17 protein-coding genes and 2 tRNA genes are annotated in these 15740 nt (G+C 59.2%); 6 read left to right on the top strand and 13 right to left on the bottom strand.

Annotated elements, in window-relative coordinates; genetic code table 11:
* Positions 1-59: 59 nt before the first annotated feature.
* From P0N66_RS03115 to P0N66_RS03090, 6 genes are all read right to left on the bottom strand, one after another.
* Positions 60-338: an acylphosphatase gene (locus tag P0N66_RS03115; protein ID WP_275802533.1), complete on the bottom strand. Its 279-nt coding sequence runs from the start codon at positions 336-338 to the stop codon at positions 60-62.
* Between the two features lie 14 nt (positions 339-352).
* Complete coding sequence (locus P0N66_RS03110; RefSeq protein ID WP_275802532.1) at positions 353-988, bottom strand: P-loop nucleotide/nucleoside kinase family protein; 636 nt, start codon at positions 986-988, stop codon at positions 353-355.
* Between the two features lie 82 nt (positions 989-1070).
* The gene (locus tag P0N66_RS03105) at positions 1071-2102 is read right to left on the bottom strand and encodes a hypothetical protein (RefSeq protein ID WP_275802531.1); all 1032 of its coding nucleotides are present in this window, start codon (positions 2100-2102) and stop codon (positions 1071-1073) included.
* A gap of 446 nt (positions 2103-2548) precedes the next feature.
* The gene (gene aspS, locus P0N66_RS03100) at positions 2549-4330 is read right to left on the bottom strand and encodes an aspartate--tRNA ligase (protein ID WP_275802530.1); all 1782 of its coding nucleotides are present in this window, start codon (positions 4328-4330) and stop codon (positions 2549-2551) included.
* A gap of 193 nt (positions 4331-4523) precedes the next feature.
* A complete protein-coding gene (gene hisS, locus P0N66_RS03095) occupies positions 4524-5774 on the bottom strand; it encodes a histidine--tRNA ligase (RefSeq protein WP_275802529.1) in 1251 nt (416 codons plus the stop codon).
* 139 nt (positions 5775-5913) lie between these two features.
* The gene (locus P0N66_RS03090) at positions 5914-6345 is read right to left on the bottom strand and encodes a CoA-binding protein (RefSeq protein WP_275802528.1); all 432 of its coding nucleotides are present in this window, start codon (positions 6343-6345) and stop codon (positions 5914-5916) included.
* A 145-nt stretch (positions 6346-6490) separates the two neighbouring features.
* Between P0N66_RS03090 and P0N66_RS03085 the strand changes: the two genes are divergently transcribed.
* Positions 6491-6685 carry a CooT family nickel-binding protein gene (locus P0N66_RS03085; protein WP_275802527.1) on the top strand — a complete coding sequence of 65 codons (195 nt, stop codon included), beginning with the start codon at positions 6491-6493 and terminating at the stop codon, positions 6683-6685.
* Between the two features lie 12 nt (positions 6686-6697).
* A complete protein-coding gene (locus P0N66_RS03080; RefSeq protein ID WP_275802526.1) occupies positions 6698-6949 on the top strand; it encodes a DUF8180 domain-containing protein in 252 nt (83 codons plus the stop codon).
* A 24-nt stretch (positions 6950-6973) separates the two neighbouring features.
* Here the strand turns inward: P0N66_RS03080 and P0N66_RS03075 are convergent, their stop codons facing one another.
* Positions 6974-7474, bottom strand: a complete 501-nt coding sequence (locus tag P0N66_RS03075) for a hypothetical protein (RefSeq protein WP_275802525.1) — start codon at positions 7472-7474, stop codon at positions 6974-6976.
* A 22-nt stretch (positions 7475-7496) separates the two neighbouring features.
* The gene (locus tag P0N66_RS03070) at positions 7497-8129 is read right to left on the bottom strand and encodes an HAD family hydrolase (RefSeq protein WP_275802524.1); all 633 of its coding nucleotides are present in this window, start codon (positions 8127-8129) and stop codon (positions 7497-7499) included.
* 243 nt (positions 8130-8372) lie between these two features.
* Here P0N66_RS03070 and nadB point away from each other — a divergent pair, with 243 nt between their 5' ends.
* The 3 genes from nadB (at position 8373) to P0N66_RS03055 (ending at position 10719) form a co-directional block, all read left to right on the top strand.
* Complete coding sequence (nadB, locus tag P0N66_RS03065; RefSeq protein WP_275802523.1) at positions 8373-10046, top strand: L-aspartate oxidase; 1674 nt, start codon at positions 8373-8375, stop codon at positions 10044-10046.
* 119 nt (positions 10047-10165) lie between these two features.
* Complete coding sequence (locus tag P0N66_RS03060) at positions 10166-10486, top strand: TusE/DsrC/DsvC family sulfur relay protein (protein WP_013164234.1); 321 nt, start codon at positions 10166-10168, stop codon at positions 10484-10486.
* A 156-nt stretch (positions 10487-10642) separates the two neighbouring features.
* A tRNA-Met gene (locus tag P0N66_RS03055) sits at positions 10643-10719 on the top strand.
* Positions 10720-10862: 143 nt separating this feature from the next.
* Here the strand turns inward: P0N66_RS03055 and P0N66_RS03050 are convergent.
* Both P0N66_RS03050 and P0N66_RS03045 read right to left on the bottom strand, forming a co-directional pair.
* Entirely contained in the window at positions 10863-11795 is a 933-nt protein-coding gene (locus tag P0N66_RS03050) for a carbohydrate kinase family protein (RefSeq protein ID WP_275802522.1), read from the bottom strand.
* A gap of 38 nt (positions 11796-11833) precedes the next feature.
* The gene (locus P0N66_RS03045; RefSeq protein WP_275802521.1) at positions 11834-12142 is read right to left on the bottom strand and encodes a hypothetical protein; all 309 of its coding nucleotides are present in this window, start codon (positions 12140-12142) and stop codon (positions 11834-11836) included.
* A gap of 164 nt (positions 12143-12306) precedes the next feature.
* On the opposite strand from P0N66_RS03045, the gene P0N66_RS03040 reads away from it, so the two are divergent.
* Positions 12307-12404, top strand: a tRNA-Sec gene (locus P0N66_RS03040).
* A 172-nt stretch (positions 12405-12576) separates the two neighbouring features.
* Here the strand turns inward: P0N66_RS03040 and glyQ are convergent.
* The 3 genes from glyQ to P0N66_RS03025 form a co-directional block, all read right to left on the bottom strand.
* A complete protein-coding gene (gene glyQ, locus P0N66_RS03035) occupies positions 12577-13455 on the bottom strand; it encodes a glycine--tRNA ligase subunit alpha (RefSeq protein WP_275802520.1) in 879 nt (292 codons plus the stop codon).
* 178 nt (positions 13456-13633) lie between these two features.
* On the bottom strand, positions 13634-14404 hold the full coding sequence (locus P0N66_RS03030; RefSeq protein ID WP_275802519.1) for a DVU0298 family protein: 771 nt from the start codon (positions 14402-14404) through the stop codon (positions 13634-13636).
* Positions 14385-15587, bottom strand: a complete 1203-nt coding sequence (locus tag P0N66_RS03025; RefSeq protein WP_275802518.1) for an FprA family A-type flavoprotein — start codon at positions 15585-15587, stop codon at positions 14385-14387. The genes P0N66_RS03030 and P0N66_RS03025 overlap by 20 nt, the downstream gene beginning before the upstream one ends.
* Positions 15588-15740 lie beyond the last annotated feature (153 nt).

Here is a 15740-nt window from a genome sequence, read left to right as displayed (position 1 = left end):
CGCCAGAGCGCGGCAGACACCGACCCCGTAAATAAGTTGTCAGCCGTCGAGCTTCCGGATCAGGAATAGCGGATAGTAAAATCGGGGTGCCCGGCCGCTTCCTGCCACTGGGTGGCGATATCGTCCACCCTGGCGGCCGGCGGTCCTTGCCGGAGCCGGGCGATGGCCTGCTCAATATCCGTCCGGGTGCCTTCCAGCACCGCCTCCACCCTGCCGTCGGGCAAGTTGCGGGTCCAGCCTTTGAGGCCAAACTTTTTGGCCGTTTCCTCGGTAAAAGCGCGGTAAAAAACGCCCTGCACCCGGCCGGAAATCAACAAATGTACGCTGGTCGTGTCCATGATTAACCTCCTGATTACGGCAACCGCCTACTTAGTTCCGCAAGCAGCTTCGGCACTGGCCGGTCGGTATCGATGGTGGTCAACCGGGAGGCGGGCTGTTCGGTGGGGGGCTGGTATTTTTGCCGCTGGCGCAGGTAAATCTCCCAGCGTCCGTCGGACACCGCCGCCGGGTCTTGGGCCCGCCGCGCCAGGCGCTGTTTTTTGACCTCATCGGAACATTGGCAGAGGACAAAGTGCAATCCGACCTCCAGGGATACGGCCAGTTCCACCAGCCGCTGCCGTTGGTCCCGGTCGTGATAGGAGGCATCCAGCACCACACTCCGCCCCTGCCGCAATTCGTTGGCGGCCCGGCGGCGCAGTTCATCATAGGTACGAAGGGTGAACTCCGGGGTGTAAATGCCCCGACCCTCCTCGTCCCGGCTTTTGGCGGTGACCGCCAGGCCGGCCAGCTCCTTGCGCACCACATCGGAATTGTAATGGGCCAGCCCCCGCCGCTGGGCCCAGGCCCGGGCCAGGGTACTCTTACCGGTGGCAATCAGCCCAAAGAAAACATACAAAACCGGCCCGTCAGAGGAATAAAACTGTTCATCAACCCCCTCCTGCTGCTGCAAAGGGATGGAAACGTTCAGCAGTGCCGCAGTTTTGGGCAAGCAGCCAAGTGCCGCGTACCCCAGGTACGCAAGCTTGGCTGATCGCCCAAAGATGCGGTGCTGCTGGACGTTTACAGGAGAATCAGCAGAGTTCATCGGCATAGCACTGGGCCAGGGCGAAATAGCGCCCGGCCTGCTGTTGGGCCTGTTGGCGGGTGGCGGCGTCCACTTCCGGTTCGGCGGCGGTGAAAAGGCTGATCTTGCCCCGCACGTAGGCCCGGTAACAGCAGTAAAAGGGGAGCATGGTGAGCACCTCCGGATCGTCAGCCTGGTCGGCGTAATACTCCACGAAATGGCGGGAAAGTTCGTTTAAGCCGCGAAAATCCAGGTCCATGGCGAGAAAGGCGATATCCTCGGCCACGTCGGCGCAGCGAAAGCGGCGGTTGAACTCGATGCAGTCGAAAATATGCACCCGGTGATCGGCAAAGCAGATATTGGCGGCATGCAGATCGCCGTGCCCCTCGCGGATCCAGCCCGCCGCCTGGCGGGCGGCAAAGAGCTCGGGGCGGGCCAGAAAGGCCCGGGAACGCTGGCGGATACGGTTAAAGCGTTCCCGACTCAGGGCCGGGGTGTCGACAAAAGCGGCGGTCTGCTGGAAATTTTCCTCGACATTGAACCGCACCGCCTCTACCCCGCCCAGCTCACGCACCTCCGGCGAGTCGTCGGCCTGGCGGTAGAAGGGAACCAGCTTGTGGACAATGAGGTGCAAATGCCCGGCGGTCAGCTCATCCCGCTCAATCAGCCGCGGCATCATGCCCTTTTCCGGCATCCGCGCCATTTTCACCAGGTACTCCACCGGCTCCCCCGGCCCGTCCAGGCTGAAAGCCCCGTCTGCGGCCCGGTTGAGGCTGACCACCGCCAGGTAGATCTCCGGGCATAAACGCCGGTTGAGGCGCAGTTCCTCGGCACAGTAGTAGCGTCGCCGGGCCAGGTCGGAAAAATCCAGAAAACCGAAATCCACCGGTTTTTTCATCTTATAGACAAAATCACCGGCCAGCAGCACATAGGAGATATGGGTCTGTATCAACTCCACCCGCGCCACCGGATGGGGATAAACTTGCGGTTCCAACAAAAAACGCACCGCAGCCGGCAGTTCCCCGGCGGTAGCCGTCATGATAACCTCCCAAAGCCGTGATCGACTTACCCCGCAGCCCCATGAATCGTTTACAGCGTAACGCAGCGGGCCACATGATTGAAGACTTGGCCCAAGCTTATCACAACCGGCAACAGACAAACAAGAGAGAGGCGATCTTGAAACCTGGTAACGTCCTTTGGTGGTGCTAGGTGGGTACCATAGCGCAACGTGCAACTCGCTTGCAGCCTGGACGGGGGCCGCGGCAACCGGTAGCGGCGGGTTCGGCGGCGGCCGGGCGCATGGACGCGCAGGAGGCCGCCGCCGCCTCGGAGGCGGGCATGGATGCCCGCCGAGAATGAGCCGCTACCGGTTGCCGCGGCCCCCACCCCTTGGCCACCACCAAAAGCGTATCCTTGGGTCTCCCTGAGTGCCTGCAAATAAGCAAGCCGGGCCCGATCGCCGCCTTTGGCGGTGCTGCTGCACGTTTACTGCCAGTCGGGCTTAAGGCTTAGCTCGGTGAGTTGCCGCCGGGCCACCGGGGCCGGGGCGTTGGTCAGCGGGCAGGTGGCCTTCTGGGTCTTGGGGAAGGCAATCACGTCGCGGATGCTGTCGCGGCCGGCGATGATCATCATCAGCCGGTCCAAGCCGAAGGCCAGGCCGCCGTGGGGCGGGGCGCCCAGCTCCAGGGCGCGGACCAGGAAGTCGAACTTGTCGTTGATCTCCTCCTGGCTGATCCCCAGGGCGGTGAAGACCCGCTCCTGCATCTCCTTGTGGTGGATACGGATGGAGCCGCCGCCGATCTCGGTGCCGTTGAGCACCAGGTCGTAGGCCCGGCTGCGCACCTTGCCCGGATCACTGTCCAGCAGAGGCAGATCTTCCTCGTGGGGAGCGGTGAAGGGGTGATGCACCGCCACGTGGCGCTTGGCCTCGTGGTCGTATTCCAGCAGGGGGAAATCGGTGACCCAGACAAAGGAAAAGTCGTCTTTGGCCACCAGGTTAAGCCGTCGGGCCAACTCCAGCCGCAATTCCGCCAGAGCGCCATGGACAATGGCCGGCTGGTCGGCGACAAAGAAGAGCAGGTCGTCCTTTTCCGCCTGCATGGTGGTCATCATGGCCTGCCGTTCTTCCTCGGTGAAGAACTTGGCGATGGGCGACTGCCACTCGCCACCCTCCTTGATCTTGACCCAGGCCAGTCCCTTGGCCCCGAACTGGCCGGCGTAAGCGGTGAGGTCATCGAGGTCCTTGCGGGAAAAATCGGCGCAACCCTTGGCGTTGATGCTCTTGATCATCCCGCCCTTGTCGGCGATTTCACGGAACACCTTGAGGCCGCAGTTTTTTACCACCGCGGTCAATTCCACCAGTTCCAGGCCGAAGCGGGTGTCCGGCCGGTCGGTGCCGTAACGGGCCATGGCCTCGGCGTAGGTCATGCGGGGGAAGGGGGGAGAGAGCTCCCGGCCCAGGGTGGCGGCGAACAGGGCCCGCATCATCCCCTCGGCCACTCCCATCACCTCTTCCTCGCCGACAAAGGAGAGCTCCATATCCACCTGGGTGAACTCCGGCTGGCGGTCGGCCCGCAGGTCTTCGTCGCGGAAGCAGCGGACGATCTGGTAGTAGCGGTCCATGCCCGCCACCATCAGCAACTGCTTGAAGAGCTGCGGCGACTGGGGCAGGGCGAAAAAGCGGCCCGGGTTGACCCGGCTGGGCACCAGGTAATCGCGGGCACCTTCGGGGGTGGAGCGGGTCAGCACCGGGGTTTCGATTTCCAGAAAATCCTCGCCGTTGAGGTATTGGCGAATGGCCTGGCAGGCCTGGTGGCGCAACATCAGGTTGGCGGCCATGGCCGGCCGGCGCAGGTCCAGGTAACGGTACTGCAGGCGCAGATTGTCGGAAATATCGATCTCCTCATCCAGGGGGAAGGGCGGGGTCTGGCTCTGATTGAGGATCTTCAACTCGGAGACCATCACCTCGATCTCGCCGGTCTTGAGCTTGGGGTTGGTCATCCCCTCGGGCCGGGACCGGACCACCCCCTGCACCGCCAGCACCCACTCACTGCGCAGGGCATGGGCCTTGGCGTGGACCTCCGGGTTGGTCTCCGGGTTGAAGACCACCTGGGTAATACCCCGGCGATCCCGCAGGTCGATGAAAATCACCCCGCCGTGGTCCCGGCGCCGCAGCACCCAGCCCATGAGAGTGACTTCCCGGCCGATATGCTCGGCGTTCAAGATATTACAGTGATGACTGCGCCGCAGGTTGCCCATGGCTTCCATGGTGATGCTCCTTAAGATTTAAGTAAAATCCGAAATAAGTTAATTAGTTATCGAGTGTTAATGGTTTTCAGTTATGTTGCAACTGTTCAGCAGTGCCCAGGCTGCGGTAAGCCAAGTCGGCGGAGCACACACCAGGTACTCAAGCCGACCTGATCGCCGCTTTCGGGGGTGCTACTGAACAGTCACCGGCTTGCTAACTCTGCAGCAGCGGCAGCAGTGCCGTTAATTCATCATCCAGGGCCACCTGGCGCTCTTCCTTGCTGTCCAGGTTGCGCAGCACCGCCTGGCCGGCGTTCAGTTCATCCTCGCCGATGATCAGCACATGGCGGGCATGCAGGCGGTCGGCCTGCTTCATCTGGCTCTTCAGGCCCCGGCCCTGAATATCCATCAGGGCGCTTAAGCCCGCCAGCCGGCATTTCTGCAGCAGAGTGAAGCCGTAGGCGGCGGCGGGCTCACCCAGGCAGGCCAGGAAGAGATCGGGGCCGGCAGCGGCGGCCTGTTCCTGCTCCTGGAGCAGCAGCACCAGCCGTTCCAGACCCATGGCAAAGCCGATGCCGGGCAGGTCCGGCCCGCCCAGCTGCTTGACCAGGCCGTCGTAACGGCCGCCGGCCCCCACCGCACTCTGGGCGCCCAGGGCGTCGGTGAGCAACTCGAAGGTGGTGCGGGTGTAGTAATCCAGCCCCCGGACCATGAAGGGATTCATGGTGTAGGGGATCTGCAGGGCGTCGAGATCTTGGCGCACCCGGGCCAGGTGTTGGTCGCAGGGGGCGCACAGGGAGCCCAGGATGGCCGGAGCTTCGGCATTGAGCCGTCGACAGTTGGCGCTTTTGCAGTCCAGCACCCGCAGGGGGTTGCTCTCCACCCGGCGGCGGCAGTCTTCGCACAACTGCTCCCGGTGGCCGCTCAGAAACTCCACCAGCTTGGCCCGGTAGGCCGGCCGGCAGTCGGGACAACCCAGGGAGTTGAGCTGCAGTTCGGCCTTTAAACCCAGTTCCACCAGCAACTGGCGGGCCATGGCGATCACCTCGGCATCCAGCCGGGGATGATCGGCCCCCAGGGCCTCGACGCTCAACTGGTGAAACTGCCGCAGCCGCCCTTTCTGGGGCCGTTCATGGCGAAACATGGGCCCCACGGTAAAGAGGCGGTTGATGGGTCGGCGCAGGTGCAGGGCGTGTTCGATGAAGGCCCGCAATACCGGGGCCGTACCCTCGGGCCGCATGGTGATGGACTCGCCGTTGCGGTCGCTGAAGGTGTACATCTCCTTTTCGACGATATCGGTGGCCTCACCGATGGAGCGGGCAAAAAGCCCGGTTTTCTCGAGAATCGGCACCTTGATTTCCTCGAAACCAAAACGCCGGAAAATATCCCGGGCGGTACCCTCCACCCGCTGCCAGAGCCGCGCCTCGTCGGGCAGAATATCTTTAAATCCTTTCAGGGCCTGCATAAGTAAGGTTTTCCTGTCCCTATGGTTGATCAAAATCGATTCGGCACCAACACGAAAAACATGGACTAGTAGCGCACGCCGGGGAAAAAGTCAAGAAATGTCGCCGCTGCAGAATGTTACGCTCAGCTCAAGACGTCGGTCACAGCTGTTCGTGAATGGTTTTGAGGCACTGGTCCATAATCACCTCCAGGCCCGCCGCCGCCGCCGCCCGAGCCGCTTCGTGGTTAACCACCCCTTCCTGCATCCAGATGCCGCCGGCACCCACTGCGATAGCTTCCCGCACCACCGGCCCGACCTGATCGGCACGACGAAAAATATCCACCAGATCCATCCGGATCCCCAACTGCTTAACGGCGGTGGTCAGATCAGGAAAACATGGCAGGCCAAGAATCTGCTCCTGGCCGGGATTGATCGGCACCACCCGGAATCCTTGGGTAAGCAGATAACGAGCCACCTGGTTGCTGGGGCGCTGCTTTTTGGGCGACAGCCCGACGACGGCGATATTTTCAGCCGCCGCCAGCATCCGGCGCGCCTTACTTAAATCACCCCAGGGTTGAGATATTTTTTGCATTTTTTGTCACCATTTCATGCGGGTAGCGGTTGCGCTCGTGAACGCTTTTTTGTATTGCTTATAATGGTCGGTTTCGTAGAACGTGCGGCTAACCGCAAAGCCCGGCCTGAAGAATCATCACACCACCCACGGGGAACCATAATTCATGTGCCAGATAAGCGTCGTCCACCAACAGCAGGAAAAGGAAGAACTGATAGCGGAAAACGTCTCCCAGCTGGAAGTGGAAAGCAACGGAGTCAGAATCAGTACCCTGTTTGAGGAACCCAAGTTGATCGATGGGGCGGTAATCAGCCGCATCGACTTTCTGGCCGGCAAGGTCATTCTCACCAACAAACTTTAAGGACCGGTTGACATGACGGAAAAGCAAGCAGAGGAAAAACTACGGGTTCTCCTGCCCCACTGGATCGAGCACAACCAGGGGCACGCCACCGAGTTCCGCCGGTGGAGCTCGACCGCCCGCAACGAAAACTTAAACGAAGTAGCCAAACTCATCGATCGGGCTGCCGAGCTCCTGGAAGACGCGGACCGGCTGCTGGGAGAGGCCCTGGTCAAGGCGGGAGGACCGACCCACCGGGGGCACCATCACCACCACCATCAGGACTGAACGCCACCCCTGGAGCAGCACGGCTCAGGACTCAAAACGGCGGAAGGTGCTGACCAGCTGCTGTTGCCGGTTTATCTGCAACTCACCACGCACCGGCAGCAGATAATATTCATCGGGGTGCCGCCGGATCTCCTGGCCTAAAGCTTCGGAGATCCAGTGGGAATCCTCCACCAGGCTGAAAAAGGCGCTGTCGATGCCGAAGAAGCCGTCGAGCAGGTGGGTGGCGGTATGGGCCAGTTTACTCTGGTAACCCTGCGGCAGCACGGCCAGGTCATCAACGGAACGGATACCCGCTTTCTTCAGCTCTTCGATGATCTCCTGCAGCACCTGCCGGTTACGGCTGATCGCCTGGTCAATGGCCGGCCAGAAAGCCGGGTCGGCAGCGGGCAGCACAGATGCTTCCGCCACCTCCACCAAATCGTAACGAACCAACTGGGTTCGCGCAAAAAAACGGCGCACGGCCGCCTCCGCCCGGGGGGCATCGGGGGCCAGCGCCAGCATTTGATGATGATTTTCCAGTTTCATAATTCAACCTTTCGCCCAACACTCAGGGACCACCGCAAAAGGGCGGCAGCTTAACGATCTCCATAAAACTGGCCACGTGGTACTCGGCATTAAGCGCCGGATTTTTAAAGGCGATCAATGGAATCCCGGCGGCGGCGGTATGCTCCCGGTCCACCTGGGAGTCACCGATGTAAATCGTGTGGTCCGGGCCAACGCCCAGGTTCTCCATGATCCACTCCAAAGCCTCGGGGTGGGGCTTGGGGTTGGCCACATCATGAGCCGTCACCACCTGGTCGAAAAAGGGGGCCAGCTGAAACATTTCGAGCACAATGGGCATGGTGGTGGTACGATTTGTACTGATTGCGGTTTTGCGTTGCGGCCGCAGATAATCAAGAAACTGGATCAGGTCAGGCTCCATGTACATGTAGCGCAGAAAGGGGGTATAATCCAGCTCACGATGAAAGCTGGCGGCGGCGGGCAGATCATCCGGAAAATTACGGAAGATATAGCGAACGGAATCCTCCACCCGGTGCATATGGACGTACTCCAACTCCTCTTCGTCCATGGGCGGATGCCCGAAATGGGCCCGTATACGGTTGTAATACTCTCGATTGGCCCCGCGGGAATCAAACATAACCCCATCGCAGTCAAAAACCACCAGCTTGATTTCACTCATAAAAATGACCCTGATACTGATAAACTTAACGTTGATAGACTCGCAAAAAACGCTAAGCGTGTTGTACGGTAACACCAAAACAATGAGCTACAGTGCGCACCCAGCCGGCGACGCGGATTTTTGCGACGCCGGCAACATTAACATCCAAAATGGCAACATCAGACCCCCGCCCGACGACGCCCAGTGCCGACCCACCGCGGGGCTTCAACCTACCAGAAAGTCACCATAAAGGAAAGTAACGGCGTGGAACAGCAAGCGGATTTTCTGATCATCGGCAGCGGCATCTCCGGTCTTTCCTTCGCTCTGAAGGCCGCTCGCCTGGGCCGGGTCACCCTGGTGACCAAGAAAAAACGGCTGGACACCGCCACCAACCTGGCTCAGGGTGGCATCGCCGCCGTGTTCTCGCCTGAAGACTCCTTTGCCGCCCACATCGCCGACACCTTAACCGCCGGGGCCGGACTTTGCCATGAGGAGGTGGTAAAAATGGTGGTGGAAACCGGCCCGGCCCGGGTCCGGGAGCTGATGGCCATAGGGGTGGCCTTTCAGGCGGGCAGCAAGCCCGGAGAAGAACTCGACCTGGGTCGGGAAGGGGGCCACTCCGCCCGGCGCATTGCCCACACCATGGACCGCACCGGCAGCAGCATCGAGGAGAGTCTGCTGCAAAAAGCTGCCGAGGAGCCCAACATCACCATCCTGGAAAACCACCTGGCGGTGGATTTATTGCTGGCCTCCAAAGCGGAAAACAAAGAACCAGCCCGGCCCAAGAAGGTCACCGACCCACCGGGGCCGACTTTTCATGACCGCTGCCTTGGCGCCTACGTCTTAAACCGGCAAAACGGCAAGGTGGAAACCCGGCTGGCCCGAGTCACGGTGCTCTGCACCGGCGGCACCGGCAAGGTCTACCTCTACACCACCAACCCTGACATCGCCACCGGTGACGGTATTGCCATGGCCTACCGGGCCGGCGCCAGGGTGGCCAACCTGGAGTTTGTCCAGTTCCACCCCACCTGTCTCTATCATCCGCGGGTAAAAAATTTCCTGATCTCCGAAGCCGTGCGGGGTGAGGGCGGTCGTCTGGTCAACCGCCGGGGCCTGGCCTTCATGACCAAGTATGATTCCCGCGGGGATCTGGCCACCCGCGATGCCGTGGCCCGTGCCATCGACCTGGAAATGAAGACCAGCGGTGAGGATTGCGTTTTTCTAGATATCAGCCATCAGCCGGCGGACTTTCTCAAAAAGCGTTTCCCCACCATCTATCAGACTTGCCTGGGTCTGGGAGTCGATATCACCCGGGAGCCGATTCCGGTGGTACCGGCAGCCCACTACATGTGCGGTGGGGTACTAACCGACCTGATGGGCCGCACCGATCTGGAAAATCTCTACGCCCTGGGAGAAACCGCCTGCACCGGCCTGCACGGCGCCAACCGCCTGGCCAGCAACTCCCTGCTGGAGGCGGTGGTTTTTGCCCACCGGGCGGCGGAACAGTGCCGAAAAGACTGGCCCTGGCTGGCCAAGCAGACCTTTCCCGCCATCATGCCCTGGCGGGCCGACCGGGCCAGACCCATTGAAGAAGCCGTGCTGATCAGTCACAACTGGGACCAGATCCGACGGCTGATGTGGAATTATGTCGGCATCGTCCGCAGCGAGAAACGATTGCACCTGATCCAGGAGCAACTGGGACCGATTCTGGCCGAAGTGGAGAGCCACTACCAGGATTACCTGCTGACCCCTGATCTGGTAGAACTCCGCAACATCGCCCTGATAGCCCAGCTGATCGTCCGCTGTGCCTTAAGCCGCAAAGAATCAAGGGGGCTGCATTACCTCAGCGACCACCCCCAGGCCGACGATCAACACTGGAAAAAAGACACTATTATAGGGGTTAAGCAAGACAACACCCCCCCGGTCGGCAGGCCATAAAAAAACCAGGGGCATGCTTGACAAAGGAAATGGCATATAGTAAGAAACGTCATCCCTCAATAGTAGGCAAACGAGATGTTTTCAATAGTAGATTAAATTTTTAGCCAAGGAGGAACACAATGGCAACAGTAGAGCATAAGGGAAAGACCTTCAATGTGGACGAGGACGGCTTCCTGACCAAGGGGATGGAGGAGTGGAGTGAAGAGTGGGTTGATTACGTGAAGAGCATCGAAGGCATCGAAGAGCTGACCGACGAGCACCGCAAAATCATCGACATCCTTCAGGACTACTTCAAAAAGAACGGCATCGCCCCGATGGTCCGGATCCTGTCCAAGACCACCGGCTTCCCGCTGAAGCGGATCTACGAGTTGTTCCCCTCAGGACCTGGTAAGGGAGCCTGCAAAATGGCCGGCCTGCCCAAGCCCACCGGCTGTGTATAAGACCGGCTGAACCGACCCTCTTTTCAGGCTGTCGGGTAAAAGGAAGAAGGAGTCACTCCTTCTTCCTTTTTTTTGTGGCTTTCCTCTAGCGGCATAAATTGGTTGACAACGGCGGCAAAATTTACCATATAGAGGCGTCTTTTCCCCAAGTCCTACGGCGATGTAGCTCAGTTGGTTAGAGCATGCGGCTCATATCCGCAGCGTCCGGGGTTCAAGTCCCTGCATCGCCACCATCAATTATTGCAAGTCGCCGTTTGGGCGTCTTGCTGACATAAAAAAAGCTCCCGCGTCTTGCCAGACGCGGGAGCTTTTTTTATAAGCAGTCAAGGGCCAAAACCTGTGATTGCTTTTTTATGGCACCCCAAACCGGGCTTACTTAAAATGCTGAACCGAAGCTCTCCTGGTAACGGGCCTTGAACTCGTCCATGGTGAAATGGTGGTTCTGGGTGCCATACTGCTCGATTTTAATCGCGCCGCAGAGGGCGGCGATACGTCCGGTGGTCTCCCAGTCCAACCCTTTTTCCAGCCCGTACAGCAGCCCGGCCCGGTATGCGTCACCACAGCCGGTGGGATCATTGGCCTCACTGATCCGGGCCGGTGGAATTTCGATGCACTTGCCGCCGGTGTAAATCCTTGAGCCCTCACCGCCCAGGGTAACGATCAGGGCCTGTAGATTGCTGGCCAACTCTTCCAGGGATTTACCGGTGCGTTCACAAAGCAGCTGGGCTTCGTAGTCATTAAGGGTGGCATAGGTGGCCTGGTCGATGAAGCGATTGAGATCATTGCCGTCAAACATCGGCATACCCTGGCCGGGATCAAATATAAAAGGAATACCAGCGGCGGCAAACTGCTCGGCGTGCTGGATCATCCCATCACGGCCGTCGGGGGAGACGATACCGATGCTCACCCCTTCAGCCTCGCTGACCAGCTGCTGATGGGCTTCGCCCATGGCTCCAGGGTGAAAGGCGGTGATCTGGTTGTCATCCATGTCGGTGGTAATAAAAGCCTGACCGGTATAGGTGCCGTCAATCACCTTGATATGCCGCCGGCTGATGCCATGCCGGTCCATCCACTCGGCATAGGGACCGAAATCCGCCCCCACAGTGGCCATGGGCAGGGGACTGCCCCCCAACAACTGCAGATTGTAGGCAATATTGCCGGCGCAACCGCCAAACTCCCGGCGCATCTGAGGCACCAGAAAAGATACGTTCAGGATATGAACCTTGTCCGGAATGATATGATTCTTAAACTTATCGGGAAAAACCATGATGGTGTCATAAGCGTAAGAACCACAAAGTAATACTGACATTTCGTTCCTTCCTTTGCTGATTTTTTTCTTAGTGCTGCTCAGATTTCATCCTCTTCATCATCTTCATCCAAGTCCTCATCATCTTCATTGTCGGCATCTTCCGGTTCGTCCGATTCAGCCTGTCCATCGGCGCTTTCGTCATCGGCCGACTTGCCGGTTTTGACCGGCGGCATAATCATGGCCCTGATCCGGTCAGCCTCCTCCCGCACTTTGGGGTCGCCCAGACAAACCTCGCACTCCAGCAGGTGATCGTCCATAAAGGCCATCATCCGGCCCGGGGCCATGGCTTCGCTCTGCACTTGCAGATACCAGTTTTTTAGTAGTTTCTGTAAACGCTGGCATTCCATACCGGAACGTGCTCCTTACTGACCTTGATGACTTGGTAAAAGTAACTCCCAGCAACATCCCACAGAATAGGCTGGACGGTTACCGCAAAAATGTAATTTTTCTTCGACCTGGCGGGAAAAACATTGTAGCCCGTTACGGAACAAGCTATCCTGTCAGGCATTGCGGAAGTGGAAAGGGCACTGGTGGCCCTCCCGGACTTCAAATCCGGTGCACCGGGTTAACAGCCTGGTGGGTGGGTTCGATTCCCATGCACTTCCGCCATTTCAAAAATATCTCAATTCCCTTATTCCTTTGTAATTATCCAGCTCATTCCGGCATGTAACTGTTCAGCAGTGCCCCAGGTTGCGGTAAACCAAGTCGGCGTACCGTACATCAGGTACTCAAGCCGATCTGATCGCCGCAAGATGGGGTGCTACTGGACAGTTACACTCCTTCACTGCTTTTGCCCGGACAGCAGGGGAAAGCCCAGAGCTTCCCGCCGCGCCACGTACTGCTCCGCCACCCGCCGGGCAATATTGCGAATACGGCCGATATAACGGGTCCGCTCGGCCACACTGATCGCTTTGCGGGCATCAAGCAGGTTGAAGGTGTGGGAACACTTCAGGCAATAATCGTAGGCAGGCAGGATCAAGTCAAGATCCAGCAAGCGAAAGGCCTCGGACTCGTAGGCGGCAAAAAAATCCAACAGCTTGGGTACGCTGGCGTGTTCAAAATTAAAGGCGGAAAACTCCTTTTCAGCCTGGAGAAAGATATCGCCGTAACTGAGCCGACCATTCCAGGAGATATCGTAAACGCTTTCCACACCCTGCAGGTACATGGCTATCCGTTCAAGGCCATAAGTCACCTCCACCGTAACCGGATGCAACTCCAGGCTGCCGGCCTGCTGAAAATAAGTAAACTGGGTGATCTCCATACCATCCAGCCAAACTTCCCAACCCAGACCGGAAGCGCCCAGGGTGGGGGACTCCCAATCATCCTCGACGAAACGGATATCATGCCCCAGCGGGTCAAGCCCAAAGCGGGTCAGGCTTTCGATATACATCTCCTGAATATCGGGCGGTGAGGGTTTGATGATCACCTGATACTGATAGTAATGCTGCAGCCGGTTGGGGTTCTCACCGTAGCGCCCGTCGGTGGGCCGTCGGGAAGGCTGCACGTAAGCCGTACTCCAGGGCTCCGGCCCCAGGGCCCGCAACAGGGTGGCGGGATGAAAAGTACCGGCCCCCACTTCCATGTCGTAGGGTTGCTGAATCGCACAACCTTTTTCCGCCCAGTAGTTACCCAGGGCAAAAATGATGTCTTGAAAGTTCATAAGCCGCCAGAAAGTAAAAATTAACCGGCACGCCAAAGCGCCGGGATAGAGCCACGATAATTGCGGCCCCATTGGTACCAGAGACGTTTACTGGAGATACCGTCGGAATGTCAAGGGATTTTGGCAAAAGACAGGCAGGGCGTGAGTTTCCAGCCTTATCGCTGGCCAGATTCGAGCCTCAGGCCAGTCGCCGTACAGCGACAGCGGCCAAGTCAGCCACGGTGACAGTCAGCAGACGTTCGCGATGATAATAAATTACCGGCGCCCGATCAACTAGCAGCGCCTGCAGAGGTTGCCGGGCGGCAACGGTTTGCAGCAGCCCAAGGGCACGGGCGGCCAAACCGCGGACGGCGGCATCGGGGGAGGAGAGATAAGGCAAGAGATAGTCCGGCGCCTTTTTTTGCCGCAGCAGTTGCGGCCGCACCGCCGCCAGGCGCCCCAGGCCCCACATCAGTCCCCGCTGCAAGGGCGGATATTCAAGAAAAAAACCGTCTTCGCGCATAAAAGAAACCAGAATATGGCCATACTCCTCGGCCAGGCCCGCGTGCCAAACCAGGCACTCGGCCATGGCCTCGGGGGCCCCCCAGCCGATCCCGCCGGACTCGTCGTTAAGGCTCCACATCAGGCGACGCATCATCACCCGAGCCGCTTCCATATCCTGCTCCGCCAGCTCAGCCACCAACGGCCCCAGCAGGCTCACCGCCCGCCAGCGGAAGGCCGGTTCATTGTGGCAAAACAAGGAAAGAAGGACTTTCAACACCTGATGCCAAGGTAAGGCCGCCAGTTTGTCGGCCAACTCCGGCGCCACCGGCAGGGTCACATCAGCCGCCGCCTCGGCATCCCGGACCGCCAGCAGCGCCTCGGGCCGGCCGGAATAGTCAACTTCCGGCAGAGGTCCAGCCTCAGCCAGCAGCGCCAGCACCTGTTGCTTAACGGCCCGCAGTCCCATTCAGCGCCCGGGCGATGCTGTGCCCCAACTCCACACAGTCGGCCAGGGTTTCGTGGGTGGGAACGTTTTTGATCCGCACCCCTTCGCCCACCAACTCAACCCCCATCTCCTCCAGGTAGCCGTTCAAATGTTTGACCGCCTCGCCGCTCCAGCCAAAAGAACCAAAAGCGGCTCCAATTTTGTTTTTGGGACGCAGACCTTTCATGTAGGTCAGCACATCGGCCATGGCCGGCATGATGTTGTTGTTGAGGGTGGCCGAGCCCAAGATCACCGCCCCGGCCTCCAGCACCTCGGTCATGATGTCGCTGCGGTGGTTCTTGCGGGCGTGCAGCAGGCTGATCTCCTTGATCCCCTCGTCCTGCAGGCCGCTGAGCACCGCCTTGGCCATCTTTTCCGTGCTGTGCCACATGCTGTCGTAAATGATGACCGCCTTGGAGCGAGCCTGCTGGCTGCTCCAGCGCTGGTATGCCTCCAGGATGGCGGACGGATTGCGCCGCCAGATCAGGCCGTGGTCCGGGGCGATCATCTCGATCTCCAAACCATCGGCCTGCACCTGGGCCAGCAACTTTTCCACCAACGGCGAATAAAGCAGCAGGATATTGGCATAATACTTGGCGGAATGGGCCAGCAGTTCGGCCTGATCCACCTCGTCGTCGAAACGCTGGGAGGTGGCCCAGTGCTGGCCGAAGGCGTCGCTGGAGATCAGCAGCTTTTCCTCCGGAATATAGGAAAACATGCTGTCCGGCCAGTGCAGCATCCGGGTTTCAATAAAACGCACGGTGCGCCGGCCAAGCTCGATCTGGTCGCCGGTCTTGACCACTTCGAGGGGCCAGTCGGGCCGGTGAAAGTGCTCCAGCAGTACCTTTTTCCCCATGGGAGAACAAAAAATCTTCTCCGGCTTGATCAGCTCGATGAGTTCCGGCAGACAGCCGGAATGATCCAGCTCCACGTGGTTGACCACAATATAGTCGATCTTCTCCGGTTCGATCAACTGGCGCAGATGGTGCAGCAGATCACCTTTAAAACCCTGGCGCACGGTATCAAACAAAACCGTCTTCTCGTCCCGCACCAGGTAGGCGTTGTAGGTGGTGCCCTTCTTGATGGAATAACCATGAAAGTCACGGTTGTTCCAGTCCACCGCGCCCACCCAGAAAATATCCGGCTTGATCTCGACCGCTTTCATAAAAAGCCACCTCTGCAATAAGGTTTTCCCAGGAGCCCGGTCAAAAAACTAACCGGCCCCGCCAGTGCGGCACTGCCTTAACGTTTAAGGACAATTAAGGACAATTTACCAGCAAGCTCCCGGGGAACGATTCCTTGCTAACCGTTTAAGCGG

It is taken from the genome of Desulfurivibrio dismutans (genome assembly GCF_029210385.1).
Taxonomy (GTDB): domain Bacteria; phylum Desulfobacterota; class Desulfobulbia; order Desulfobulbales; family Desulfurivibrionaceae; genus Desulfurivibrio; species Desulfurivibrio dismutans.
This window is presented reverse-complemented; position numbering and strand designations above follow the sequence as displayed.